This is a genomic window from Pseudomonas sp. WS 5051, from assembly GCF_012985715.1.
Lineage (GTDB): Bacteria > Pseudomonadota > Gammaproteobacteria > Pseudomonadales > Pseudomonadaceae > Aquipseudomonas > Aquipseudomonas bubulae.
In genome coordinates this window covers 214404-239074 of sequence record NZ_JAAQWV010000003.1, presented here as the reverse complement: position 1 = coordinate 239074, position 24671 = coordinate 214404, and the positions used below count along the sequence as shown (strand labels likewise).

Below are 24671 nucleotides of genomic sequence, written 5' to 3'. Positions count from 1 at the left end.
GCTTTTGACTAGGAGCATAGCTGATGAACCTGACCGCCAAGCTGACAGCGTTAACTCTGTGTATGGGGCTTGCGGGCCAGGTGTTGGCCACAGAACTCAAACACTGGCCCGCCGATCAGGCCAGGCAACTGGACGCCATGATTGCGGCCAACGCGAACAAGGGTAATTTCGCGGTCTTTGACATGGATAACACCAGCTACCGCAACGATCTGGAAGAAGCGCTGCTGCCGTTTATGGAAAACAAGGGCCTGATCACCCGTGACAGTCTCGACCCGTCGCTCAAACTGATCCCGTTCAAAGACACTGCCGAACATAAAGAAAGCCTGTTCAGTTACTACTATCGCTTGTGCGAAGTGGACGACATGGTGTGTTACCCGTGGGTGGCCCAGGTGTTTTCCGGCTTTACCCTGCAACAGCTCAAGGGTTACGTGGATGAGCTGATGGCCTCGGGCAAACCGGTGCCAGTGACTTACTTCGAGGGGGATGTGGTCAAGACCTCCGAGGTTCAGCCGCCCAAGGTGTTTACCGGACAGGTCGAACTGTTCAACAAACTGATGGAAAACGGCATTGAGGTCTATGTCATGACCGCGGCTTCGGAAGAGCTGGTGCGCATGGTCGCGGCCGATCCCAAGTACGGTTACAACGTCAAACCGCAAAACGTGATTGGCGTGAGTACGCTGCTCAAGGACCGCAAAACTGGTGAGCTGACCACTGCCCGCAAACAGATCAGCGCCGGTACATACAACGAGAAAGCCAACCTGGGGCTGGAGTTGACCCCTTATCTGTGGACTCCGGCGACATGGATGGCGGGCAAGCAGGCGGCGATCCTGACCTATATCGACCAGTGGAAAAAGCCGGTGCTGGTGGGCGGCGATACGCCGTCCAGTGATGGCTATATGCTATTTCACGGCGTGGACGTGGCCAAGGGCGGGGTGCACTTGTGGATCAACCGCAAAGACAAATACATGGCGCAACTGGAAGGCATGATGGCCAAGAATGCGGCGGCGCAAGCCAAAGAGGGGTTGCCGGTAACGGCGGATAAAAACTGGGTAATCGTCAAGCCGGATCAGATCCAGTAGTGACGTAGCAGCTGCCGAGGGACGAAGGCTGCGTTCGGCGACGTAGTCGTCGTAAACCTGAGTCTTCAATATTTCTGATGTACCGAAGTGTCTGATTTCACGACGGCTTTGCCGCCGAACGCAGCCTCGTTCCTACGGCAACTGCTACAGAGTTGGTGTATGAACCAAAAATCCCGGCACATGGCCGGGATTTTTGTTCAACGTATTGGCTTATGGCACCAATTTGTCCAACAGCGCTTTATCACGCACCGCGCCCTTGTCGGCGCTGGTGGCCAGCAACGCATAGGCCTTGAGGGCCGTGGTGACTTTGCGCGGACGCACTTCCACCGGCTTCCAGCCTTTCTTGTCTTGCTCGGCACGACGGGCTGCCATCTCTTCGTCGCTGATCAACAGGTTGATCGAACGGTTCGGGATGTCGATCAGCACTTTGTCGCCGTCCTGCACCAGGCCAATCGCGCCACCAGCGGCTGCTTCCGGTGAAGCATGACCGATGGACAGGCCCGAAGTACCGCCCGAGAAACGACCGTCGGTGAGCAGCGCACAGGCTTTGCCCAGGCCTTTGGATTTCAGGTACGACGTCGGGTAGAGCATCTCTTGCATGCCCGGGCCGCCTTTAGGGCCTTCGTAACGGATGATCACGATGTCGCCGGCCTGTACTTCGTCCGCCAGAATGCCGCGCACGGCGCTGTCCTGGCTTTCAAAGATCTTGGCGTTGCCTTCGAACACGTGGATCGACTCGTCGACGCCCGCGGTTTTAACCACGCAACCATCCAGAGCGATGTTGCCGTACAGCACGGCCAGGCCGCCTTCTTGCGAGTAGGCATGCTCGACACTGCGGATGCAGCCGTTTTCACGGTCGTCGTCGAGGGTGTCCCAGCGGGTCGACTGGCTGAATGCAGTCTGCGTCGGAATACCGGCCGGGCCTGCACGGAAGAACGTGTGCACGGCTTCGTCGTCAGTCTGGGTGATGTCCCATTTGGCGATGCCTTCGGCCATGGTCTTGCTGTGTACGGTCGGCAAATCGGTGTGCAGCAGGCCGCCGCGGGCCAACGAGCCAAGGATGGAAAAAATACCACCGGCGCGGTGAACGTCTTCCATATGGTACTTCTGAATGTTCGGCGCCACTTTGCACAGCTGCGGCACATGACGTGAAAGGCGGTCGATGTCTTTAAGGTCGAAGTCGATTTCGGCTTCTTGGGCCGCAGCCAGCAAGTGCAGGATGGTGTTGGTCGAACCGCCCATGGCGATGTCCAGCGTCATGGCGTTTTCGAACGCCTTGAAGTTGGCGATATTGCGCGGCAACACCGACTCGTCGTTCTCGACGTAGTACTGGCGGCACAGATCAACGATGGTGCGTCCGGCTTGCAGGAACAATTGTTCGCGGTCGCTGTGGGTAGCCAGTGCCGAGCCGTTGCCCGGCAAGGCCAGACCCAGGGCTTCGGTCAGGCAGTTCATAGAGTTGGCAGTGAACATGCCGGAGCACGAACCGCACGTCGGGCAAGCGCTGCGCTCGTACTCGGCAACTTTCTCGTCAGAAGCGCTGGAGTCGGCGGCGATCACCATGGCGTCTACCAGATCCAGACCGTGGCTGGCGAGCTTGGTCTTGCCTGCTTCCATCGGCCCGCCGGAAACGAAAATCACCGGGATGTTGAGGCGCAAGGAGGCCATCAGCATGCCAGGGGTGATCTTGTCGCAGTTGGAGATGCACACAATGGCGTCGGCGCAGTGGGCGTTGACCATGTATTCCACGGAGTCGGCGATGATCTCGCGGCTAGGCAGCGAGTACAGCATGCCGTCATGGCCCATGGCGATGCCGTCGTCGACGGCAATGGTGTTGAATTCTTTGGCAACGCCGCCTGCGCGCTCGATCTCGCGGGCTACCAGCTGGCCCATGTCCTTGAGGTGGACGTGGCCGGGTACGAACTGGGTGAAGGAGTTGGCAATGGCGATGATCGGCTTTTTAAAGTCGGCATCTTTCATCCCCGTGGCGCGCCACAAAGCGCGGGCACCGGCCATGTTGCGGCCATGGGTGGAGGTTTTCGAACGATAGTCAGGCATGGAGCAACTCCGGGCGGCTAATCAGGTAACAAACAGGGAAGTGAGCTTCTAATGACAGGCGGATCACACAGAAAATGACCACGTATCCGCGAGTTGCCGTAAACGCTGCGGGATCGCCGCGCGTCTGGGCTTGAGCTCATAAACCCGCCGGGGATGATTGGCGATGAATGCGTCGATTCTACACGGCTGGCGGCGGGAGGGAATGGGCCCGAGGGTTGCGCCAGGGTACAAATGAGCGACTTGGGATACTGCATGAGGCAATCAGCTCTAGTAAGGCCGGGCCTGCTTTTGTGTGGGAAAGAACTATTTTTAATAAGTGGCACGACCATTTAACGGCAATCAAGTAATAGTGTGCGATTGGTTTTGTAGTGAGGGTTCCAAATGCTGACGCTTGAGCGATCTGTCAAAACGTATCTGGTCATCGGCCTGGTGCAAGGGCTGTTGCTGTGGCTGAGCACCGCCATAGGCGAGCCGGGAGTCCGTTATGGCCTGATGACGGCAGTGCTGGTGGGTGGCATCAACCTGTTGCTGCTGGATGAGAATATCCGCCAGCGTGGCACGGTATGGCGGGTGCTCGGACTCACGGCAGTCATGACGTCAATCAGTGTCTGGGTATTTTGGGACGGCGATGAGTATTGGCGCTCAGGCAGCTGGCTGGTGGGCAGCTGGACCTTCTTTGCCGTAGTCGTTACCTATGTGTGTACGGTTTTTATTCTGAGCTGGCCGATCCGTGAAGAGCGCTACCCACGCTACCAGGACCTGTTTCGCCATGCTTGGGACACGGTGTTTATCGTGCTTCTGGGGTTGCTGTTGAATGGCGTGTTCTGGGCATTGCTGCTGTTGTGGGGCGGGCTGTTCAAGATGCTCGGCATCGTGGCGCTCAACAAGCTGTTCTCAACTGACGGGTTTATGTATGTCAGTTCGGCGATGGTGTTTGCCCTGGGCGTTCATATGGGGCGTGAAAAGGACCGGGTGATCGGGCTGCTGCGCGGGATTCTGCTGGCGCTATGCCGCTTTTTGCTGCCGTTGAGTGCGTTGATTGTCATTGTGTTCACCTTCGCTTTGCCCTTTACCGGGCTGGAGCCGATCTGGGATACCGGTTATTCGACGCCGATCATGCTGTGGCTGGTGGCGGTCAGTTTGTTTTTGCTCAATGGCGTGTTTCAGGATGGCACCCAGGGCAGCGGGTACCCGGTCTGGCTGGTGCGGGTGATCGACCTGTGCCTGCTGTGTTTACCGGTGCTGGTGGTGTTGGCAGGGTATTCGACCTGGCTGCGTATCGAGCAGTACGGCCTGACCCCGTCACGGATCCTCGCCATCGTGCTGGTGCTGGTTATTTTTGTTCACAGCCTGGCGGCGGTTTGGGCCGTGTTTGCTTCAAGGGCCGTCTGGCTGGGCAGCTTGCGCGCCAGCAATCCGCTAATTGCGCTGCTGTGCGTGGTGGTGCTGCTGGGGTTGCATACGCCGTGGTTCAGCCCGCTCAAGTTGAGTGCGAACAATCAGGTGCAGCGCTTGCTCAGCGGCAAGACTGCGGTGGATACCTTTGATGCAGATACCTTGCGCAATCGTCTGGGGCCTCAGGGCAAGCAGGCGTATGACGCGTTGTTGGTGCAAGTCGAGCAAGGGCTGGTACTGACCGGGCCGCAGCGGCAAGTCTTGCTGAAACGCCTCAAGGAAGCAGGTTCGGGCAATGGCCCCAGAGGGTCGGAGCGGTTGCTGGAATGGATCGGGCCCAAGGTCGAGGGCAGTGAGCAGTTTGAAGACAAGGGGTTTGACGGGCAGTTGTGCCTGGCGCCAGGTTGCGCCCTGTGGGCCGTGGATCTGGATCAGGACGGGCAGCCGGAGGTCCTGCAATTACCCAAGAACAAGTGGTCCGAACCGTTGCACTTCTTCAAGCGTGATGCTCAGGGCAAATGGCGGCGAGCCGGGACTTACCTGGGGGATGAGAGTGCGCTGGAGCTGATCGAGAAGATCCGCCAGGGCAATGTGAAGGTGGTGAAGCCGACTTATCAATCGTTGCAGATTGGCGAGGTTGAGCTGACGCCGAAGCTGGAGAAGCTTCGCAAGCCTTGAGCCCCCCGTAGCAGCTGCCGAGGAACGAAGGCTGCGTTCGGCGGCGCAGCCGTCGTAAAACCTGAGCCCGCGGTTTAACTAACAGACCGGGAGTTCAGGTTTTACGATTGCTTCGCAATCGAACGCAGCCTCGTTCCTTCGGCAGCTACTACGAGGTGATGTGCGTCTTAGCTGTTAGGCAGCAAACGGCAGGTGATGCTCTTGATGTAGCGTGTTTCCGGGATGGCCGGGTGCACCGGGTGGTCCGGGCCCTGGCCGCCGCGCTCCAGCAGCTGCATGTTGCGGTCCAGATGGCGGGCGCTGGTCAGCAGGATGTTTTGCAGGTCGTCTTCGGGCAGGTGCATCGAGCACGATGCGCTGACCAGAATGCCGTCCTTGTTGAGCAGGCGCATGGCTTGCTCGTTCAGGCGGCGGTAAGCGCCTTCGCCATTTTTCAGGTCTTTTTTGCGTTTGATGAACGCCGGTGGGTCGGCCACGATCACGTCGAAACGCTCTTCGTTGGCTTTAAGCTCCTTGAGAGCTTCAAACACGTCGCCTTCCATGCAGGTGACTTTCTCGGCAAAGCCGTTCAGCGCAGCGTTGCGCTCAACGCCGTCAAGGGCGAAGGACGAGGCGTCAACGCAGAACACTTCGCTGGCGCCAAACGCACCGGCTTGAATACCCCAGCCGCCGATGTAGCTGTACAGATCCAGTACGCGTTTACCTTTGACGTACGGGGCCAGACGCGCACGGTTCATGCGGTGGTCATAGAACCAGCCGGTTTTTTGCCCGGCGATCACCGGTGCTTCGAACTTCACGCCGTTTTCTTCCAGGGCAACCCACTCCGGTACCAGGCCGAAGACGGTTTCAACGTAGCGTTCAAGGCCTTCGGCATCACGGGCAGCCGAGTCGTTCTTGAACAGGATGCCGCTTGGCTTGATGACTTGCACCAGGGCTGCGATCACGTCTTCTTTGTGGTGTTCCATTGTGGCCGAGGCCAGTTGAACCACCAGAATGTCGCCGAAACGGTCAACCACCAGGCCCGGCAACAAATCGGAGTCGCCGTAGACCAGGCGGTAGTAAGGCTTGTCGAACAGACGCTCACGCAGGGACAGGGCCACGTTCAGGCGGTGTACCAGCAGCGACTTGTCCAGTGGCAGCTTGATGTCGCGCGACAGCAGGCGTGCACAGATCAGGTTGTTGGGGCTCATGGCAACGATACCCAGCGGCTTGCCGCCGGCGGTTTCGAGTACCGCTTGGTCGCCGGCCTTAAAACCGTTCAGTGGTGTGGCAGCTACATCGATTTCGTTGCTGTAGACCCACAGGTGGCCGGCGCGCAGGCGTCGATCGGCATTGGCTTTAAGGCGCAGGCTTGGCAGGGACATGACGTCGCTCCGGGTATTGAAAAGGGCGCGATTATAGCCTTAGACGCAACCCTGAGGCTTGGCTGATTCACCGCATTGCGTCGGATCACGGGGTCAGTGGCGCTGAAATTTCCGCTAGAATCGCCAGCTATTCCAGAGTGCGGAGCCCCCATGCCTGAATTACCTGAAGTCGAAACCACCCGCCGCGGCATCGCCCCGCACCTTGAAGGGCAGCGGGTCAGTCGGGTGATTGTGCGCGAGCGTCGTTTGCGCTGGCCGATCCCTGAGGATCTCGATGTGCGGTTGTCGGGGCAGCGTATTGTGCTGGTCGAGCGCCGGGCCAAGTATTTGCTGATCAATGCCGAGGTTGGGACACTGATCAGCCACTTGGGCATGTCGGGCAACCTGCGGCTGGTGGAGGCCGGGTTACCTGCGGCCAGGCATGAGCATGTGGATATCGAGCTGGAGTCCGGGCTGGCCCTGCGTTATACCGACCCGCGCCGGTTCGGGGCGATGCTCTGGAGCCTTGACCCGCTGAACCATGAGCTGCTGGTGCGCCTGGGGCCGGAGCCGCTGACCGACCTGTTTGATGGTGAGCGGCTGTTTCAGCTGTCGCGCAAGCGTTCGATGGCGGTCAAGCCGTTCATCATGGACAACGCGGTGGTGGTGGGCGTGGGTAATATTTATGCGACCGAAGCGCTGTTTGCCGCAGGTATTGACCCGCGTCGCGCCGCCGGGAGTATTTCCCGGGCACGCTATTTGAAGCTGGCGATTGAGATCAAGCGGATTCTGGCGGCCGCTATCGAGCGGGGCGGCACCACATTGCGCGACTTTATTGGTGGCGATGGCCAGCCCGGTTATTTTCAGCAGGAGCTGTTTGTATACGGGCGTGGTTATGAACCGTGCAAGGTTTGCGGCACGGAACTGCGTGACGTCAAACTGGGCCAGCGTGCGAGCGTGTTTTGCCCGCGTTGCCAGACGTAGCCACCAGTCCTGCGCTGAACTCTTGTGGGAGCCGGCTTGCTCGCGATGCAACCACCTCGATCGAACGGGTCGATCGCAGTGAATCTATCGCGAGCAGCCCGCTCCCACATACATCGCATAGACGATGAATCAGGCCTTCCCGGTAATTGCCCGGTACTTTTCCATCAGCTGTTCTTCGGTTTCCGGGTGGGCTTCATCCAGCGGGATGCAGTCAACCGGGCACACCTGCTGGCATTGCGGCTCATCGTAATGGCCAACGCACTGGGTGCACAGGTTGGGGTCGATCACGTAGATCTCTTCACCCTGGGAAATGGCGGCGTTCGGACACTCGGGTTCGCAGACGTCGCAGTTAATGCAATCGTCGGTGATGATCAGGGACATGGGTACTCCGGCCGGGGCGCTCGGCCCGGGCAACTGAAATCGAATGCGGCAATTGTGCCGCATTGGCGCCCGCAGTGCACGCGGACGCCGCTTCAGTGGTTATTTCTTGCGAAAACGCTCGGTCAGGGCATCAGCCACGGCCGGGTGTACGAATTTGTTGATATCACCGCCTAATGCTGCGATTTCGCGCACCAACGTCGAGGATATAAACGAATAACGTTCTGACGGCGTGAGGAACAGGCTCTCGACATCGGGGGCCAGTTGGCGATTCATGTTCGCCAGCTGGAACTCGTATTCGAAGTCCGACACGGCACGCAGGCCACGCAGGAACACATTGGCATTCTGTTCTTTGGCAAAGTGCGCGAGCAGCGTCGAGAAACCGACCACCTCAACATTGGGCAGGTGTTTGGTGACTTCACGAGCCAGCTCCACCCGCTGTTCCAGAGGGAATAGCGGGTTTTTCTTGGTGCTGGCAGCGACAGCAATGATCACGTGGTCAAACAGGCGCGAAGCGCGTTCGACCAGATCGCCATGGCCCTTGGTAATAGGGTCGAATGTACCTGGGTACAACACTCGGTTCATCGCGTCGTCCTGGCGGGAATCCGTTGGGGAGTCGGATGGTATCGCAGCATTCCCGGTCGGCCAAGTCGCCATTCGCAGAAGAAAGCACTATAGACGCGACGAATTTACTGCTTTTTCATGATTTTTTCAGGCGTTGGCCCAGTAGGCTCGCCAGTTTTTCGATAAAGCCCGTTAGCGGATAAACAGCTTCTGGATCATGCGTACCAGTTGCCGGTCATAAGGCGGATAGATCATCGGCGAGCTGTTCAGGCGCTGCTTGCACAGCACGCCCTTGGCTTTGCTGAAGGTCAGGAAACCTTCGTGGCCGTGGTAATGCCCCATGCCTGAATGCCCGACGCCGCCAAAAGGCAGGTCGTCGATAGCCACATGCAACAACGTTTCGTTGATGCTGACCCCGCCCGAGTGAGTGGTGTGGATAACCCTCTGTTGCTCGGCTTTGTTGTAGCCGAAGTAATACAGTGCCAGAGGGCGGGGTCTACGGTTGATGTAGGCCATTGCCTGATCCAGATTGGAGTAGGGCACAACGGGTAGTAGAGGGCCGAAGATTTCGTCCTGCATGACGTGCATCTCGTCGTTTACATCCAGCACCAGCGTATGGGGCATGCGCCGCCCCTGGCCCTGTTCATACAGCGGGATCAACCGTGCGCCCTTGAGGGTGGCGTCGGTTTGCAGCCGTTCAAGGCGCGCCAGCTGCCGGTCATTGATAATTGCGGTGTAGTCCGGGTTGTCGATGAGGGTCGGATAAAAGCTGTGAACGGCCTGGCGGTAGGCATCGACGAAGCCGTCTACCCGATCCTGGGGTACCAGCACATAATCCGGAGCGATACAGGTTTGCCCGGCGTTGAGTGTTTTGCCCCAGGCGATGCGCTGGGCAGCGTCTTTGAGCGGTACATCGGCCGACACGATAGCGGGAGATTTACCACCCAGCTCCAGTGTTACGGGGGTCAGGTTTTCAGAAGCCGCACGCATCACCCGTTTGCCCACATGGGTGGAACCGGTGAACAGCAAGTGATCGAACGCCAGCCCGGAGAACGCCACCGCCACATCTGCCTCGCCCAGTACCACCGCAACCATGTCTTCGGGGAAGATCCGCCCCAGCAAATCCTTGAGCCAGTGCCCGGTGACCGGGGTGAACTCGCTGAGCTTGAGCATGACCCGGTTGCCGGCAGCCAATGCGCCAACCAACGGGCCGATGGCCAGATACAGCGGGTAGTTCCACGGCACAATAATTCCCACAACCCCCAGCGGCTGATACATCACTTTGGCACTGGCGGGCGCGAACATCATGCCTACGCTGCGTGAGGAAGGTTTCATCCAGCGCTTAAGGTGTTTGAGGGCATAATCAATGCTGTGCAAGCACGGCATCAATTCGGCAAACAGGGTCTCGTCCGGGCTGCGATGGCTGAAATCCTGGCTGATGGCATCGATCAGCACCTCGCGCTCGCGGCTCAACAGCTGGCGCAGGCTTTTGAGCCATTGCTGGCGCTGCGCAAGTGGCGGGAATGGATGAGCGGCATAGGCCTGGCGCTGCTTGTCGAGCAGGGACTGGAGAGCGTCCGGTTGAACCGGGGCGTCGTGAGTGTGAGTGCTGTCGACAGGCATGATGGCTCCAGGCGGTTTTTATCGGTATTTATCGTAGAAGAGCACTATGTTTTTAGAGCTTGTGCTCTAACCTGTCAATTGAAGGCCTGCCCCGTGTTGTTTATCGATTCAAGGTTAGGCCGTAAGATGCCTTTCGTTTTTAATTTAAGCGCAAGCCCATGGCCATACGACTAAAAACCAGTCAGCGCATCGCCAACAGCAGCCTGGAGCTTTTCAACCAGTTGGGCGAACGCAGTGTGAGCACTAATCACATTGCGGCCCATATGGAAATTTCGCCCGGTAATCTGTACTACCACTTCCCCAACAAGCAGGCGATTATCGCGGTCTTGTTCAGCGAGTACGAAGCGCTGGTATTGAGCTTTTTGCACCCACCCCAAGGGCGTTTGCCAACCGTTGCCGACAAGCACCACTACCTGCAGCAACTGCTGGATGCCATGTGGCGCTACCGTTTTTTGTATCGAGATATCGAGCATTTATTGCACAGCGACACGGAACTGGCCATCCGCTATCGACGTTTTTCCCAGCACTGCCTCACACAGGCCCAGGCCATATACGCTGGCTTTGTCGAGGCCGAAATCTTGTGCATGAGCCCCCGGCAAATTGAATCCCTGAGCCTGAATGCATGGATTATTCTCACCTCCTGGGTAGGTTTTTTATGCGCCACCCGTGAAAACAGTGACCAGCTCAGCGAGCAGGCCATCAAGCGCGGTGTGTACCAACTGCTGGTGCTGGAATCAGGTTTTGTTACCGACCAGGCACGTGAAGCCATCGATGAGTTGATCAAGGAATACTACGTCCCTCTGGAACACGCGTTGTACGTTCAATAACTGCATTTCACCCCCTCACAGGAGTTCACTATGCCCGTTGCGCAACTGATCAGCCCTCATGCCCTGAATGAACGTCAGGCGCAGCCCGGCCTGGTTATCCTGGATTGCCGCTTTGCCCTCGAAGACCCGGACTACGGCCGTTGCAGTTATGCCGAGGGGCATATTGCCGGCGCGCAATTTGCCGACCTCGAACGCGACCTGAGCGGGCCTGTAATCAAAGGTGTGACCGGTCGTCATCCATTGCCCGATCCACGTACTCTGGTTGAGCGTCTGCAGGCCTGGGGCATCAATGCCGACAGCGATGTGGTGTTGTATGACGACGGCCCGGGTGCTTTTGCGGCCCGGGCATGGTGGTTGCTGACCTGGCTGGGCAAGCGCGAGGGTGTATTTATCCTTGATGGTGGTCTCAAGGCCTGGCATGCCGCGGGCTTCCCGCTGAGCCTGGATGCGTCACCGACCTTGCGTGGCACTTTCGAAGGCAAACCCGACAGCCATATGCTGCTGAGCGCCGAACAATTGCAAAAGCGCCTGACCAAGCCGGGACTGACCCTGATCGATGCCCGTGCCCAGCCGCGTTTTCGAGGTGAGGTCGAGCCGATTGACCCGATCGCCGGGCATATTCCGGGCGCGCAATGTGCCGCCTTCAGCGAAAACCTGGATCCTACGGGGCGCTTTTTGCCTGCGGCGCAGCTCAAGCAGCGCTTTGCCGAAAAACTTGCCGGCCGCTCTCCCGAGGAGCTGGTTGCCTATTGCGGCTCCGGGGTGACGGCGTGTCACAACCTTTTTGCATTGGGCTTGGCGGGTTATCCGCTAGGCAAGCTTTATGCGGGTTCGTGGAGCGAGTGGATCAATGATCCTGCGCGGGGCATTGCTACTGGCGATTGAGCCAGTTGGCTTAAGGGGTGCCGACACTGGCCAACCGGTATGCACCGGGGCCAACACCATAGACTTTCTTGAATTGCCGGTTCAGGTGGCTCTGGTCGGCAAAGCCCAGTTGCGTCGCCACCTGGAGTGGCAAACAGCCTTGTTGCAGCAAGGCTCTGGCATGGGCGATACGCTGTTGCATCAACCAGGTGTGCGGTGGCATGCCGGTGGCGCGCTGAAATACGCGGGCAAAGTGGAATGGCGACAGATTGACTGCGGCGGCGAGTTCTTCCAGTGATGGTGGCTCTGCCAGCCGGGCTTGCAGTACTTCCTTGGCACGGCTTACAGCGCGGTGTTCGACCCCGGGCTTGGCTGGTAGTGGCAGGCGGGCATGGCGGTTGAGCAGGGCAAGCATCATCTGACGCCATGCGGTTTGCTGCTGCAGCGCAGTCTCCGGCCCTTCGAGCAATTGATGTAGCTGGAATAACCCGCGAAACAGGTCGCAGTCGTACAGCAATGTGTCATTGAAGGTCGGCAAGTGGGTGGCGGGCAGTTCCAGTTCTTCCAGCAACTGCTGAATTTGCACGTTGTCCGGGTAAAAAGCCCGGTAACGCCAGCCCGCATCATGACCTTTGTGACCGTTATGGACTTCGTCCGGGTTGATCAGCACCAGCGTACCGGTGGCAGCCAGATGCTCGGCGCCGCGATAGCGATAGCGCTGGGCGCCTTCGAGGATCATGCCGATCACAAAACCATCATGCACATGGGGCACAAAGCGATGTTCGATATAACGTGCCGTCAGCAGTTCGACACCCGTCAGGGGGGGTGTTTGCCAGAAACGGATCGACTCACCCTGTTCTACGTCCATTACGCAGATTCAAGCCGCAGTGCGGCCAGCCATTGCGGAATTCTTCGTTCAAGGTAATAGCCCGGTTTTCTTGGGGAGCCCTCCAGAAATCCGACATGCCCGCCCCTGGTGTGCAACTCCAGTTGCGTGCAGGCTGACAGCTCGCTGGTGTCGGGGATGCTGTGCTTGAACACGAACGGATCGTCCATGGCCTGGATAATCAGCGTCGGCGTGTGGATGGCGCCGAGGAAGTATCGGCTGGAGGCGCGACGGTAGTAGTCATCGACATTCAGATAGCCGTTAAGAGGTGCCGTTACGCGGTCATCGAACTCCCAGAAGGTGCGCATTTTGCTCAGGGCTTCGACCGAGCCAAGCCTGGTCAGGCTGGCCAGACCTTCGTGTTGGGCATCGAGCTGGAATCGATGTTTTTTGTCTTTGACGTAAGCCAGCATCTCGCGCATGAAGTGAGCTTGATAGACCCTGGAAAATCCCATACCGATCCGGTCGGCACACTGGTCAAGCCGGAACGGCACCGATACCGCGACAGCGCCGTGCAACCCGCTGTCGCTGCCGCTTTCGCCCAGATACTTGAGCAGCACATTGCCCCCCAGCGAATAGCCTACGGCATACAAGGGGGCCAGCGGATGTGCGGCACGTAAATGGGCCACTGCCTCGGCTAGGTCTTCGCTGGCCCCTGAGTGATAACTGCGGGCCAGTAAATTGGGTTCGCCCGAGCACCCTCGCCAGTTCAGTGCGGCGCTGGTCCAGCCGCGTGCGGCGAGGGCGGTTTGCAGCCCCAGTACATAGTGAGAGCCCGACGAGCCGGTCAGGCCGTGCAGCACCAGTACCACCGGCGCATGGTCTGAGGGTGTGCCGTGCCAGTCCAGATCGAGAAAATCGCCATCCTTTAGCCAGATACGTTCACGTCGATGTTCAATGGCAGGCTTGGTACGCCACAACGGCCCCCATAGCGTCTGGACATGGGGGTTGCCCAGACCCGTAGCCGGAGTAAAAGGCTTGAGGGGTGAAGCATGACTGGCTGGAAAAGGCACGGAGGTTCTCATCGAGTAACAGGTACGGCGGATGTCTAAATTGCCACATCAGGGCCCGACACCCAAGTGTTGCGTGCGGGTGCCGGGGTTATCTGATGGCAGGCATACAACTTTGTGCCATCGTCGTTTCTGGCACCATCACCTTGGGCAGGGGCAGCTGAGCAACACTGGGGCCGACGGTTACGCCGACCCAGCCGTCAGCCGTGAAGTGACGGTTCATCGCCGCTTTGATCTGCTCACTGGTCAAGGCTTGAATCTGTTGGATCTTGTAGTTGAAGGCCAGGGGCTGGTTAAAGCGGTTGATGATGGACAGTTCGTTGCGCATATCCAGGTTGCTGGCCGTGAGCTGTGGCAGCGCCCGCATCAGGAACTGCTTGATGTCGTCCAGTTCGGTTTCGCTGGGTCCGTCCTGCAGGTACTGGGCAAACAGGGCTTTGATATGAACCAGGGCACTTTGGCTGTAGCGCGAGGGGGTATTGAGGCTGATGATCCAGGGGGTTGCTCCCTGCGCATGGGGAATTTGCGATAGCACGCCATAGGTGATGCTGCGCTCCTCCCTTAACTGCCTGTTGAGGATATGGCTGAAAATAATATGCCCGGCCCGGATCGCTACCCCGTCAGGGTGCTGATTGGGCAAGGCATTCTGTGCCAGCATCAGCACGGTATGGGTTGCTTCATCTTCGATATGCAGGGTTTTGCCATGGGGCAGCGGGGCAGGCACCGAGTGTTTTTCAGCGAGTGCTGGTCCGGCGGGCAAGGCATTGGCCAGTGAGCGGCTGAGGCTCTGCGCCTGTTGCAGGGTCAGGTCGCCGACGATCACGATCTGTGCATTGGCAGCAGTGTAGGCGCGACGGTAAAAGGCCCTTAGCTGTGATTCATCTATGCGCTCCAGGCTCTCGACCGAGCCGTAGTCGGAGCGGGTGTAAGGTTGCCCCGGATAGAGTTCGTTGTAGATCTGCATCCGTGCAAGAGCGTGTGGGTCTTCGTGGTTTATTTTGAGTTTGGTGAACAGTTCGTTTTTGACCCGTCGCTGGCCTTCGACGGTAAAGCCCGGTTGGGCGAGCATCTCGGTGAACAACTGCATGGCGGGTTCGCGGATGTGCGGGGCGCTCAAGCTGCGCAGGGTGAAGAAACTCCGCTCGTTATCGATACCGTTACCCAGATCCACGCCCAGGCTATCAAACCCCTTGGCCAGTGCGTTGGCGTCCTTGAGCGTCGAGCCTTCGTTAAACAGGCTCAGTACAGTCGCTGCCAGGCCGGGTGTATCGCCATCCTGATTGCTGCCCGCGGCAAAGGTGATTTGCACATCGATCATGGGCAAGGTGTGGCTTTCGACAAACAGGACTTTGGTGTTTTGGCTCAGTTTCCAGGCCTTGATTGTCGGCAGGCGGGTGGCAGGCACGGCAGTGCTCAACTCAAGCAGCGATTGCAGTCGTGCTTGTGGTTCTTGTGCTCGGGCTTGCACGCAGACACAGGCAAGGGTGAACAGCAGCGTAGCGACGCGCAAGGCGCGGCTGGCTGCGATTGCGTGAGGCTTATTCATGGCGCGCCTCCTTGGGCAGTACATAGCTGAGGGTCAAGCGGTCGTGGGTCAGGAACGTTTGAGCGGCGAGCTGGATATCTTCAGGGGTGATTTTCGCCAATATCTGCATGCGCTTTTCGTCGTCCTCTGGCGACAAGCCCGCAATGTCCAGTTCACCGAGATACAGAGCCAGGCTTTGCAGGTCATCACGGCTGAAAACATGCCGTGCAATGATCCGCGTACGGGCGCGTTCAAGGTCACTGCCGGAGGGGGGTGTTTTTTTCACTGAGTCGATCACGGCCCAAATCCGTTCTTGAACCTCGCTCAGCGGTTTCATCTTTTTAAGGTTGAGGGTGGCGTCGATGCTGAACAGCTCATCACCGCGGCTGATGCTGCTGTAATGTGAGCCGACGCTGATCAGCAATTCCTCGCCGCGCCACAATCTGCTTTTGAGTTCTGAACTGTCGCCGCCACCGAGCAACTCGCTGAGCAGCTCCAGTGCTGGAGCTGAACGCGGGTCGGTCTGGGTGTGCAGGCTTGGAACGTTGAACGTCATGCTCAGGTTCGGGATTTGATGATCGATGTACTGAGTCATGGTGCGCTCACCGGGAGCTGCCAGTTCGAGCGGGGCCTTGATCACAGGTAGCTCGCGTGAGGCAATCGGGCCGAAGTAGCGTGTGGCCAGGGCCTTGACCTGCTCGGTGTCGATATCGCCGACGATGATCAGGGTGGCGTTATTGGGCGCATACCAGCTTCTATACCAGTGCTTGAGTTCATCGATGTGCATGCGTTCGAGGTCGTGCATCCAGCCGATGACCGGGCTGCCGGAAGCGCTGGTCAGGAATGCCAGGCGACGTGGCAGTTCAAGTGCGCGCTGATGGGGGTCGTTGTCGACGCTTTCGCTGCGTTCGCTTTTGATGACTTCGCGCTCACCGGCCCAATGAGCAGCGGACAGGTGTGCAGTGCTCATCTGGTCTGCCATCACTTCAAGTGCGACTGCCAGGGCATGGGGGGGCAGGGTTTGAAAGAAAATGGTGGCGTCATTTTGCGTCGCCGCATTGTCCGTTGCGCCCAGGCTTTGAAAGATGTGGTCTGACTCGGCCGGACAAAGTTTGCTGCTGCCTTTGAAAATCATGTGTTCAAGGGCGTGGGACAACCCGGATTGGCCTGGGGGCTCATAGCTTGAGCCGACCCGATACCAGAGCTGTGAGTGAACCACGGCTGCACGGTGGTCTTCGTGAACGATAACCTTGAGGCCGTTATCCAGGGTGAAATGTTGAGTGGAGGGTTGGCTGCTGGCCAGGGCCATCAGCGGTTGCAACATAAAGCCGAGAGCCAGCCCGGCAAGGGGGTGTTTCATGGTGGGTGTCCTGACTGTTTATCGTCAGAACAGATTGGGCTTGAGAGGGGAGAGGCGGGCGGTACATAGATACCTTGTACCGCAAAAATCTGTAGCCGCTGCCGCAGGCTGCGATAAGGACCGAAGGGCCTTCGCTTTTGAAAAAGCGACCCCTCCGGGCTTGATCGCAGCCTGCGGCAGCGACTACAGGTTCATCAGGCTTGAGTGGCTTCGCGTTGCCACAGGGCGTAGTTCACGCCGCCGGCTTTTTGCTCGCGGTGCAGGCGCCAGTTGGCAGGCAAGCCCAGCTCTGACGGGCGCAACTCGCTTTCGGTGTAAACCCAGGCGTCTTCAGCCAGCCAGCCGCGTTGCTCGAGCAGATCACAAGCAGGTTTGAGCAGGTCCTTGTTGAACGGCGGGTCGAGGAATACCACATCAAAGGTTGTGCTTGGCGTGGTGTCCAGATAACGCAGGGCGTCAGTCTGCTGAACTTCGCCGACAGTGCAGCGCAGAATGCCCATGTTCTCGCGGATGTTGGAGATCGCATCGCGGTTGCTGTCCAGTGCCACGCCCTTGGCTGCGCCGCGGGACATGGCTTCAAGGAACAGTGCGCCGCTGCCGGCGAAAACGTCCAGTACCCTGGCGCCGCCGATATAGGGGGCCAACCAGTTGAACAGGGTTTCACGCACGCGATCTGGCGTCGGGCGCAGGCCCTCTACATGGGGGAAGTCCAGCTTGCGGCTGCGCCATTCCCCGCCAATGATGCGTAACTGACCAGCACCTGAGTGCGATGTGTTTTTTGGCTTTGCCATTAATGCTCCGGAACCCCAAGAGGTTGCTCTGAAGGTTTGTCGGTAGGAGGTGGCAGTGGTTTTTGCGGCACGGTCGGGCCGGCGGTCACTACGACCATTTTGTCGGCGCTCAGGTGCTTGTTCATGGCGTCCTTGACCTGTTCGGTGGTCAGGTCCTGGGACTTCTGCATGAAGGTTTCCAGGTAATCCAGGGGCAAATCATAAAAGCCCATTGCGCCAAGTTGGCCGACGATGGCGGCGTTGCTGGCCGTGGACAGCGGGAAGCTGCCAGCCAGTTCACGCTTGGCATCGTCGAGTTCTTTTTGCGTCGGACCATTTTTCAGGTAGTCGGCCAAAATGTCTTGCACCAGTTTGAGCGTACCTTCGCTCAGTTCGGCGCGGGTTTGCAGGTTGATCATGAACGGGCCGCGAGCCTGCATCGGGCTGAAGCCGGAGTACACGCCGTAGGTCAGGCCGCGCTTTTCACGCACTTCGGTCATCAGGCGCGTACCGAAACCGCCACCGCCCAGAATGCTGTTGCCCAATGCCAGTGCGGCATAGTCGGGATCGTCACGGTCAATGCCCAGCTGCGACAGCAGCAGGTGGGTTTGTTTGGACGGGAACTCGATATGGGTTTGGCCAGCCTTGGGCTCGCTTGGTTGCACGGTCTTGGCCACTGCCGGGCCTTTGGGCAGTGCGGCAGATACCTGGGCTGCAATGGCTTCGGCTTCGGCACGCGACAGGTCGCCAACAATCGCAATCACGGCGTTGCCTGCGGTGTAGGCCTTGTTGTGGAAGGCCTTGAGCTGGTCAATGGTGATCGAGGTGATGCTTTGGGCATTGCCATCACTGGCATGAGCATACGGGTGGTTACCGTACAGGCGCTTGAACAGTTCGTCGCTGGCCAGTTTGCCGGGGTTTTGTTTCTGAAACTCGAAGCTGGCGAGCAACTGGTTCTTGATCCGCGCCAGGGAGTCGGCCGGGAAGGTGGGTTTGCCCACCACCTCGGCGAACAGGTTGAGCGCAGGTGTGCGTTTATCTACATCGCTCAGGCTGCGCAGCGAGGCCACGGCCATGTCGCGATATGCGCCATTGCCGAAGTCCGCGCCCAGGCCTTCAAAGCCCTGGGCGATGGCGCCCACATCTTTACCCGCTACACCTTCGTTGAGCATGGCGTTGGTCAGCAGGGCCAGGCCCGGGGTGTTTTCGTCCTGGCTGCTGCCAGCGGCGAAGGTCAGGCGCAGGTCGAACATCGGCAATTGCCGTGCTTCGACGAACAGCACTTTGGAGCCTTTGGCGGTTTTCCAGGTTTGCACGTTCAGCGCACGGTGGCTGGGCGCCTTGCCGTCCAGCTCAGCCAGGGATTCGAGCTTGTGCTCGCTCTTGGCCTGGTCCAGTGCCTGGCTGGCGACCGATTGCTGCGGGTTGGTAAAAAAGTAGCCGAGTGCACCCACCAGTATGGCGGCGCTCAGACCAAGCAGGGCGTAGCGGGGGCCTTTACGCTCACTCATGGGTTTTCTCCTCGGGCAGTACATGGGCAACGCTGAGACGGTCGCGAGTGAAATAGGTGCGGGCAGCCTGCTGGATATCGGCCGGGGTGACCTTTTGCAGGTCGGCCAGTTCGGAGTCCATCAGCTTCCACGACAGGCCGACGGTTTCCAGCTGGCCGATCGAAGTGGCCTGGCTGGTGATCGAGTCGCGCTCGTAGACCAGTCCGGCAATTACCTGGGCACGCACACGTTCAAGCTCTTCAGTGGTCGGCGGGGTCTTTTTCAGGTCATCGAGCAAGCGCCACAAGCCTGCCTCGGCCTGGGCCATGGTGACTTTCTTCTGGCTGTTGGGCATCGCCGAAAGCATGAACAGGCTGTCACCACGGGTGAAGGCGTTGTAGCTGGACGATGCACCGGAGACCAGTTCTTCGCCCCGCTCCAGCTGTGTCGGCATGCGTGCGCTGTAGCCGCCGTCCAGGAGCGCGGAAATCAGGCGCAGGGCATTGGCGGTGATCGGGTCCTTGGCCGTGGCAACGCTGGGCACGTTAAAGCCCAGCATCAAGCTTGGCAGTTGGGTCTGGACGTGGATCTTGAGCAGGCGTTCGCCAGGGGTCGGCAGTTCCAGCGGGATTTTGGCGACAGGTATCTCGCGTTTTTGCACCTTGCCAAAGTAACGCTGGGCCAGGGCTTTGACTTCATCCGGGGTGACGTCACCGACCACCACCAAAGTGGCGTTGTTGGGGGCATACCACTCTTCATACCATGCGCGCAGTTCGCCAACGCTCATGCGCTCCAGGTCGACCATCCAGCCGATGGTCGGGGTGTGGTAGCCGCTGGAAGGGAAGGCCATGGCGCTGAACAGCTCGTAGGCTTTGCTCATGGGCTGGTCGTCGGTGCGCAGGCGGCGCTCTTCCTTGATGACTTCGATCTCGCGCTTGAATTCTTCGGGCGGCAAGCGAAGGCTGGCCATGCGGTCGGCCTCAAGCTCAAAGGCCACGCCCAGGCGGTCACGGGCCAGTACCTGGTAGTAGGCGGTGTAGTCGTCGCTGGTGAAGGCGTTTTCCTGGGCGCCAAGGTCGCGCAGGATCAACGAGGCTTCGCCGGGACCGACCTTGTTGCTGCCCTTGAACATCATGTGCTCAAGCGCGTGGGACAGGCCGGTCTTGCCAGGGGTTTCGTAGCTGGAACCCACTTTGTACCAGACCTGGGAGACCACCACCGGGGCGCGATGGTCTTCGCGCACGATGACCTTGAGGCCGTTGTCCAGGCGGAACTCGTGGGTGGGCTGCGGTTCGGCCGCCAGGGCCGAAAGCGGTAATAAAACTGTGCTGAGCAACAGGCCAGCAGCGCGGCGGGCTAGATTCATTCGTTTTTTAACCTGTTGGGCTACCCGCTCGGCCTTAGCGTCTGCGGGTGAGGAGGTGCTAGGATACTGATCCGTTTTACTGGCGGCCACGCCTATCAGGCCTTTGACGATCAGACGACGTTTGATCGGGCAGTATAGGAGCCCGCTTGGAAGTGTGGATGTATACCGGTAAATTTCGCATTTTTGCCGACTTTCCCGTGACAGACCCGAGTTAAGACGAAGTTTACGAGGTGTGTTTTACCCTCTGAATACAGTTGCGTGCGAACAAGCTGACAAAATTACAGTCTGTTTCACACCGAATATTATTTGCCGGGGCGCCACAGTGGCGCGTCGCTACGATGAGATAGCCGTCCTCCATGTTTGGTTCCAACGACGACAAGAAGACCCCAGCTGCGGCTGGCGAGAAAAAAGGCCTGTTCGGATGGCTGCGCAGAAAGCCGCAGGAAACCGTCGTGGAACAACCCGCGCCTGCGCCCGAAATCATCCCTGAGACGCTGGTTGAGGCCACTCCGGTGGAGGTCGAGGCCGCGCCCGAAGTGGTCGTGGTTGCCGCCGAGCCTGCGGTTGAATTGGCCCCCGAGCCGGCACCGTGGCCGCACTTGCCTGTCGCCGAAGAACCGGTGGCGCTTGTCGAGGATGTGCAGGCACCGCATATCGTGCCGCCGATCCCCGAGCCCGAGCCTGTTGTTGAAGCGCTTGCGGTGGTCGAGACTGTTGTTGAGCCAGAGCCAGAGCCAGAGCCAGAGCCAGTTGCCGTCGTCGCGCCTGTAGTCGCTCCTGCACCTGCACCTGCGCCTGTGGTGGCTGCCCCAGCCCCGTTGGTCGAGGCCCCGGCCCCCGCGCCAGTTGCGCCCCCCGAGCAAAAAACAGGCTTTTTCGCTCGTCTCAAGCAAGGCTTGTCCAAGACCAGCGCCAGCATTGGTGAAGGCATGGCCAGCCTGTTTCTGGGCAAAAAAGCCATTGATGACGATCTGCTCGAAGAGATCGAAACCCGACTGTTGACCGCCGACGTGGGTGTTGAAGCAACCTCGGTGATCATCAAGAACCTGACGCAGAAGGTCGCGCGCAAGCAACTGACCGATGCCGATGCACTCTACAAGTCGCTGCAGGACGAGCTGGCGGCCATGCTCAAGCCGGTGGAGCAACCGCTGAAAATCGAATCGCAAAACAAGCCATTCGTGATTCTGGTGGTAGGCGTCAACGGCGCGGGTAAAACCACCACCATCGGCAAACTGGCGAAAAAACTGCAGCTTGAAGGCAAGAAAGTCATGCTGGCTGCCGGTGATACCTTCCGTGCGGCCGCCGTCGAGCAGCTGCAAGTGTGGGGCGAGCGCAACCATATCCCGGTCATTGCCCAGCACACTGGCGCGGATTCGGCGTCGGTGATTTTTGACGCTGTGCAAGCTGCCAAGGCCCGTGGCATCGACGTATTGATCGCCGATACCGCCGGTCGCCTGCATACCAAAGACAACCTGATGGAAGAACTCAAGAAAGTTCGCCGGGTCATGGGCAAGCTTGACGAAGATGCTCCCCACGAAGTGCTGTTGGTACTCGATGCCGGTACCGGGCAGAACGCTATCAACCAGACCAAGCAGTTTGATCAGACCGTTGCCCTCACGGGTCTGGCACTGACCAAGCTCGATGGTACGGCCAAAGGCGGGGTGATTTTCGCCCTGGCCAAGCAATTCAATATTCCTATCCGCTTTATCGGTGTGGGTGAAGGCATCGATGATTTGCGTGATTTTGAGTCCGAACCCTTTGTCCAGGCTCTGTTTGCGGAGCGGGAGCGTCCATGATTCGTTTCGAGCAGGTCGGTAAGCGCTATCCAAATGGACACGTGGGCCTGCACGAGCTGAGCTTTCGGGTCCGTCGAGGCGAATTCCTTTTTGTGACCGGCCACTCCGGCGCAGGTAAAAGCACGCTGTTGCGCCTGTTGCTGGCGATGGAACGCCCGACCAGCGGCAAATTGCTACTGGCGGGGCAGGACTTGGGGCAAATCAGCAACGCGCAGATCCCTTTTTTACGTCGCCAGATCGGTGTGGTTTTCCAGAACCACCAGTTGCTGTTTGACCGCACAGTGTTCAACAACGTCGCCCTGCCGCTGCAAATTCTCGGCCTGTCCAAGGCTGAAGTCGCCAAGCGTGTCGACTCGGCGCTGGAGCGCGTAGCGCTGTCGGACAAGACCGACCTGTACCCGGGTGACTTATCCACGGGTCAGCAACAGCGTGTAGGCATTGCCCGCGCCATCGTGCATCGCCCGGCCTTGCTGCTGGCCGATGAACCCACCGGTAACCTCGACCCGCGTCTGGCGGCGGAAATCATGGGCGTATTTGAAGACATCAACCGCTTGGGCACCAGCGTACTGATTGCCAGTCATGACCTGGCGCTGATCGCACGCATGCGCCATCGCATGCTGACCTTGCAGCGCGGACGCCTGATCGGTGACGGGGAGGCCGCGCAATGAGTGCCACCCGCAGTTCCAAAGTATCCGAGCGCGTAGCTCCAAAGGCTGCCGACCCGCAGCCGCCGAAGAAAAAACACGATGATGACGATGGCCCGACCTTCGCCATGTTGTTTCACGCCTGGGTTGAGGCTCACCGGGCCAGTCTGCTCGACAGCCTGAAGCGCCTTGGCAAGCAGCCGATTGGTAGCTTTTTTACCTGCCTGGTGATGGCGGTTGCCTTGAGTCTGCCGATGGGCCTGTCGTTGTTGCTTAACAACGTCGAGCGCCTGGGTGGTTCCTGGCAGCGTGCAGCACAGATTTCGCTGTATCTGCAGATGGATGCCAGCAGCCAGCAGGGTGAAAATCTCAGCGATCAGATAAAAGGTATGGCAGGGGTGGCTGACGCGGAATTTATCAGCCGCGAAAAGGCACTCGAAGAGTTCCAGCAGCAGTCAGGGCTGGGCGAAGCGCTTAAAGAGTTACCCGATAACCCGTTGCCCGGTGTGGTCCTGGTAACCCCGGCAGAAGTCGATAAAGCGACGCTTGAAGCCCTTCGCGAACGCCTTGCGCAGTTGCCGAAGGTGCAACAGGCGCAACTTGATCTAGTCTGGGTCGAACGTCTGGCGGCAATCCTGAAATTGGGTGACCGTTTTGTGTTTGGCTTGACGGTGTTGCTGGTTTCAGCTTTGCTGCTGGTTATCGGTAATACGATTCGTTTGCATATCGAGAATCGTCGCATCGAAATCGAAGTCATCAAGCTGGTCGGCGGTACTGACAGCTATGTGCGCAGGCCCTTTCTTTATATGGGTGCGCTCTATGGCTTTGGTGCGGGAGTTTTATCCTGGGGCGTTTTGGCATTCGGCCTGAACTGGCTTAACGACGCGGTGGTGGGGCTGGCTGGCTTGTACGGCAGCAATTTTGCCTTGGCGGGTGTGCCGGTAGCCGATGGTCTGTCTCTCTTGCTTGGCGCGGTGCTGTTAGGGTATATCGGTGCATGGATTGCAGTTGCGCGTCACTTACGTGAGCTTTCGCCTAAATAGTTTTCTTTTTGCCTGTTGACCTTTTCAGCTTTTTTTGGGAACTTTTTTCCAGGTTTCCGGTCAACTTTCGCAGTGCTGAACTGCACGAGTTATGTGAGACGGAGGTTTTTTCGTATGACCACTTCTTTGCAACCTGCGTATGCGTTGGTCCCTGGTGCGAACCTCGAGGCCTATGTCAATACGGTGAACAGCATTCCATTGCTGACACCGGAGCAGGAGCGTGAACTGGCCGAGAGTCTCTATTATGAGCAGGATTTGGGGGCGGCTCGGCAGATGGTGCTCGCCCACCTGCGTTTTGTTGTACACATTGCCCGTAGTTATTCGGGCTATGGCCTGGCTCAGGCTGACCTGATCCAGGAAGGCAACGTCGGCCTGATGAAGGCGGTCAAACGCTTCAACCCTGAAATGGGTGTGCGTCTGGTGTCTTTTGCGGTGCACTGGATCAAGGCAGAGATCCACGAATTTATCCTGCGCAACTGGCGGATCGTGAAAGTCGCGACCACCAAGGCTCAGCGCAAATTGTTCTTCAACCTGCGCAGCCAGAAAAAACGTCTGGCCTGGTTGAACAACGATGAAGTGCATCGTGTGGCTGAAAGCCTCGGCGTAGAGCCTCGCGAAGTGCGCGAGATGGAAAGCCGCCTGACCGGTCATGATATGGCGTTCGACCCGGCAGCCGAAGCTGACGACGACAGTGCGTTCCAGTCGCCAGCCAACTACCTGGAAGACCACCGGTATGACCCGGCACGCCAACTGGAAGATGCTGACTGGACCGACAACTCCACCAGCAACCTTCACGAAGCGCTGGAAGTGCTGGACGACCGCAGCCGTGACATTCTGTATCAGCGCTGGCTGGCTGAAGAAAAAGCCACGCTGCACGACCTGGCGCAGAAGTACAACGTGTCAGCCGAGCGGATTCGTCAGCTGGAAAAAAGCGCGATGAACAAGCTCAAACTGTCGATTGCCGCCTGACCGGCCCGACCAAAAAACG

General features: G+C 58.7%; 21 protein-coding genes. 9 read left to right on the top strand and 12 right to left on the bottom strand.

The genetic code is table 11. The annotated features are described in order from the left end of the window. The first annotated feature begins 62 nt into the window (after positions 1-62). Positions 63-1079: a haloacid dehalogenase-like hydrolase gene (locus HBN79_RS05850; protein WP_232527654.1), complete on the top strand. Its 1017-nt coding sequence runs from the start codon at positions 63-65 to the stop codon at positions 1077-1079. 210 nt (positions 1080-1289) lie between these two features. Here HBN79_RS05850 and ilvD read toward each other — a convergent pair whose 3' ends face one another. Further along, positions 1290-3137 (bottom strand): dihydroxy-acid dehydratase, encoded by a 1848-nt coding sequence (ilvD, locus tag HBN79_RS05845; protein WP_094999784.1) that lies wholly within the window; start codon positions 3135-3137, stop codon positions 1290-1292. A gap of 381 nt (positions 3138-3518) precedes the next feature. Here ilvD and HBN79_RS05840 point away from each other — a divergent pair, with 381 nt between their 5' ends. Beyond that, the gene (locus HBN79_RS05840) at positions 3519-5210 is read left to right on the top strand and encodes a DUF4153 domain-containing protein (protein WP_169916442.1); all 1692 of its coding nucleotides are present in this window, start codon (positions 3519-3521) and stop codon (positions 5208-5210) included. A 167-nt stretch (positions 5211-5377) separates the two neighbouring features. Here HBN79_RS05840 and HBN79_RS05835 read toward each other — a convergent pair whose 3' ends face one another. Further along, complete coding sequence (locus HBN79_RS05835; protein ID WP_094999786.1) at positions 5378-6574, bottom strand: class I SAM-dependent rRNA methyltransferase; 1197 nt, start codon at positions 6572-6574, stop codon at positions 5378-5380. Positions 6575-6724: 150 nt separating this feature from the next. Here HBN79_RS05835 and mutM point away from each other — a divergent pair, with 150 nt between their 5' ends. Beyond that, on the top strand, positions 6725-7537 hold the full coding sequence (mutM, locus tag HBN79_RS05830) for a bifunctional DNA-formamidopyrimidine glycosylase/DNA-(apurinic or apyrimidinic site) lyase (RefSeq protein WP_095026833.1): 813 nt from the start codon (positions 6725-6727) through the stop codon (positions 7535-7537). A 129-nt stretch (positions 7538-7666) separates the two neighbouring features. Here mutM and HBN79_RS05825 read toward each other — a convergent pair whose 3' ends face one another. The 3 genes from HBN79_RS05825 to HBN79_RS05815 form a co-directional block, all read right to left on the bottom strand. Then, positions 7667-7918: a YfhL family 4Fe-4S dicluster ferredoxin gene (locus tag HBN79_RS05825; RefSeq protein ID WP_016782613.1), complete on the bottom strand. Its 252-nt coding sequence runs from the start codon at positions 7916-7918 to the stop codon at positions 7667-7669. A gap of 99 nt (positions 7919-8017) precedes the next feature. Then, a complete protein-coding gene (coaD, locus tag HBN79_RS05820) occupies positions 8018-8500 on the bottom strand; it encodes a pantetheine-phosphate adenylyltransferase (RefSeq protein ID WP_004419754.1) in 483 nt (160 codons plus the stop codon). Between the two features lie 171 nt (positions 8501-8671). Next, positions 8672-10102, bottom strand: a complete 1431-nt coding sequence (locus tag HBN79_RS05815) for a coniferyl aldehyde dehydrogenase (RefSeq protein ID WP_094999787.1) — start codon at positions 10100-10102, stop codon at positions 8672-8674. Between the two features lie 158 nt (positions 10103-10260). On the opposite strand from HBN79_RS05815, the gene HBN79_RS05810 reads away from it, so the two are divergent. Further along, complete coding sequence (locus tag HBN79_RS05810; RefSeq protein ID WP_094999788.1) at positions 10261-10929, top strand: TetR/AcrR family transcriptional regulator; 669 nt, start codon at positions 10261-10263, stop codon at positions 10927-10929. 30 nt (positions 10930-10959) lie between these two features. After that, on the top strand, positions 10960-11814 hold the full coding sequence (locus tag HBN79_RS05805) for a sulfurtransferase (RefSeq protein ID WP_095017833.1): 855 nt from the start codon (positions 10960-10962) through the stop codon (positions 11812-11814). Between the two features lie 10 nt (positions 11815-11824). Here HBN79_RS05805 and HBN79_RS05800 read toward each other — a convergent pair whose 3' ends face one another. The 7 genes from HBN79_RS05800 to HBN79_RS05770 form a co-directional block, all read right to left on the bottom strand. After that, complete coding sequence (locus HBN79_RS05800) at positions 11825-12661, bottom strand: AraC family transcriptional regulator (protein WP_095020485.1); 837 nt, start codon at positions 12659-12661, stop codon at positions 11825-11827. Next, positions 12661-13704, bottom strand: a complete 1044-nt coding sequence (locus HBN79_RS05795; RefSeq protein ID WP_153326900.1) for a hydrolase — start codon at positions 13702-13704, stop codon at positions 12661-12663. Before HBN79_RS05795 ends, HBN79_RS05800 begins: the two co-directional genes overlap by 1 nt. Before the next feature lie 76 nt (positions 13705-13780). Next, positions 13781-15235, bottom strand: coding sequence for a pitrilysin family protein (locus HBN79_RS05790; protein WP_169916441.1), 1455 nt, complete (start codon positions 15233-15235; stop codon positions 13781-13783). Next, positions 15228-16574, bottom strand: a complete 1347-nt coding sequence (locus tag HBN79_RS05785) for a pitrilysin family protein (RefSeq protein WP_095020483.1) — start codon at positions 16572-16574, stop codon at positions 15228-15230. The genes HBN79_RS05790 and HBN79_RS05785 overlap by 8 nt, the downstream gene beginning before the upstream one ends. A 194-nt stretch (positions 16575-16768) precedes the next feature. Further along, positions 16769-17365, bottom strand: a complete 597-nt coding sequence (gene rsmD / locus HBN79_RS05780) for a 16S rRNA (guanine(966)-N(2))-methyltransferase RsmD (protein WP_094999794.1) — start codon at positions 17363-17365, stop codon at positions 16769-16771. After that, positions 17365-18855: a pitrilysin family protein gene (locus HBN79_RS05775; protein WP_169916440.1), complete on the bottom strand. Its 1491-nt coding sequence runs from the start codon at positions 18853-18855 to the stop codon at positions 17365-17367. The genes rsmD and HBN79_RS05775 overlap by 1 nt, the downstream gene beginning before the upstream one ends. Next, complete coding sequence (locus tag HBN79_RS05770) at positions 18848-20200, bottom strand: pitrilysin family protein (protein ID WP_094999796.1); 1353 nt, start codon at positions 20198-20200, stop codon at positions 18848-18850. Before HBN79_RS05770 ends, HBN79_RS05775 begins: the two co-directional genes overlap by 8 nt. A 356-nt stretch (positions 20201-20556) precedes the next feature. On the opposite strand from HBN79_RS05770, the gene ftsY reads away from it, so the two are divergent. The 4 genes from ftsY (at position 20557) to rpoH (ending at position 24652) form a co-directional block, all read left to right on the top strand. Next, positions 20557-21996 (top strand): signal recognition particle-docking protein FtsY, encoded by a 1440-nt coding sequence (gene ftsY / locus HBN79_RS05765; protein ID WP_169916439.1) that lies wholly within the window; start codon positions 20557-20559, stop codon positions 21994-21996. After that, positions 21993-22664 carry a cell division ATP-binding protein FtsE gene (gene ftsE, locus HBN79_RS05760; protein WP_016782600.1) on the top strand — a complete coding sequence of 224 codons (672 nt, stop codon included), beginning with the start codon at positions 21993-21995 and terminating at the stop codon, positions 22662-22664. Before ftsY ends, ftsE begins: the two co-directional genes overlap by 4 nt. Continuing rightward, complete coding sequence (gene ftsX / locus HBN79_RS05755; protein WP_094999798.1) at positions 22661-23683, top strand: permease-like cell division protein FtsX; 1023 nt, start codon at positions 22661-22663, stop codon at positions 23681-23683. Before ftsE ends, ftsX begins: the two co-directional genes overlap by 4 nt. A 114-nt stretch (positions 23684-23797) precedes the next feature. Then, positions 23798-24652, top strand: a complete 855-nt coding sequence (gene rpoH, locus HBN79_RS05750; protein ID WP_004419731.1) for an RNA polymerase sigma factor RpoH — start codon at positions 23798-23800, stop codon at positions 24650-24652. The last annotated feature ends 19 nt before the right edge of the window (positions 24653-24671 follow it).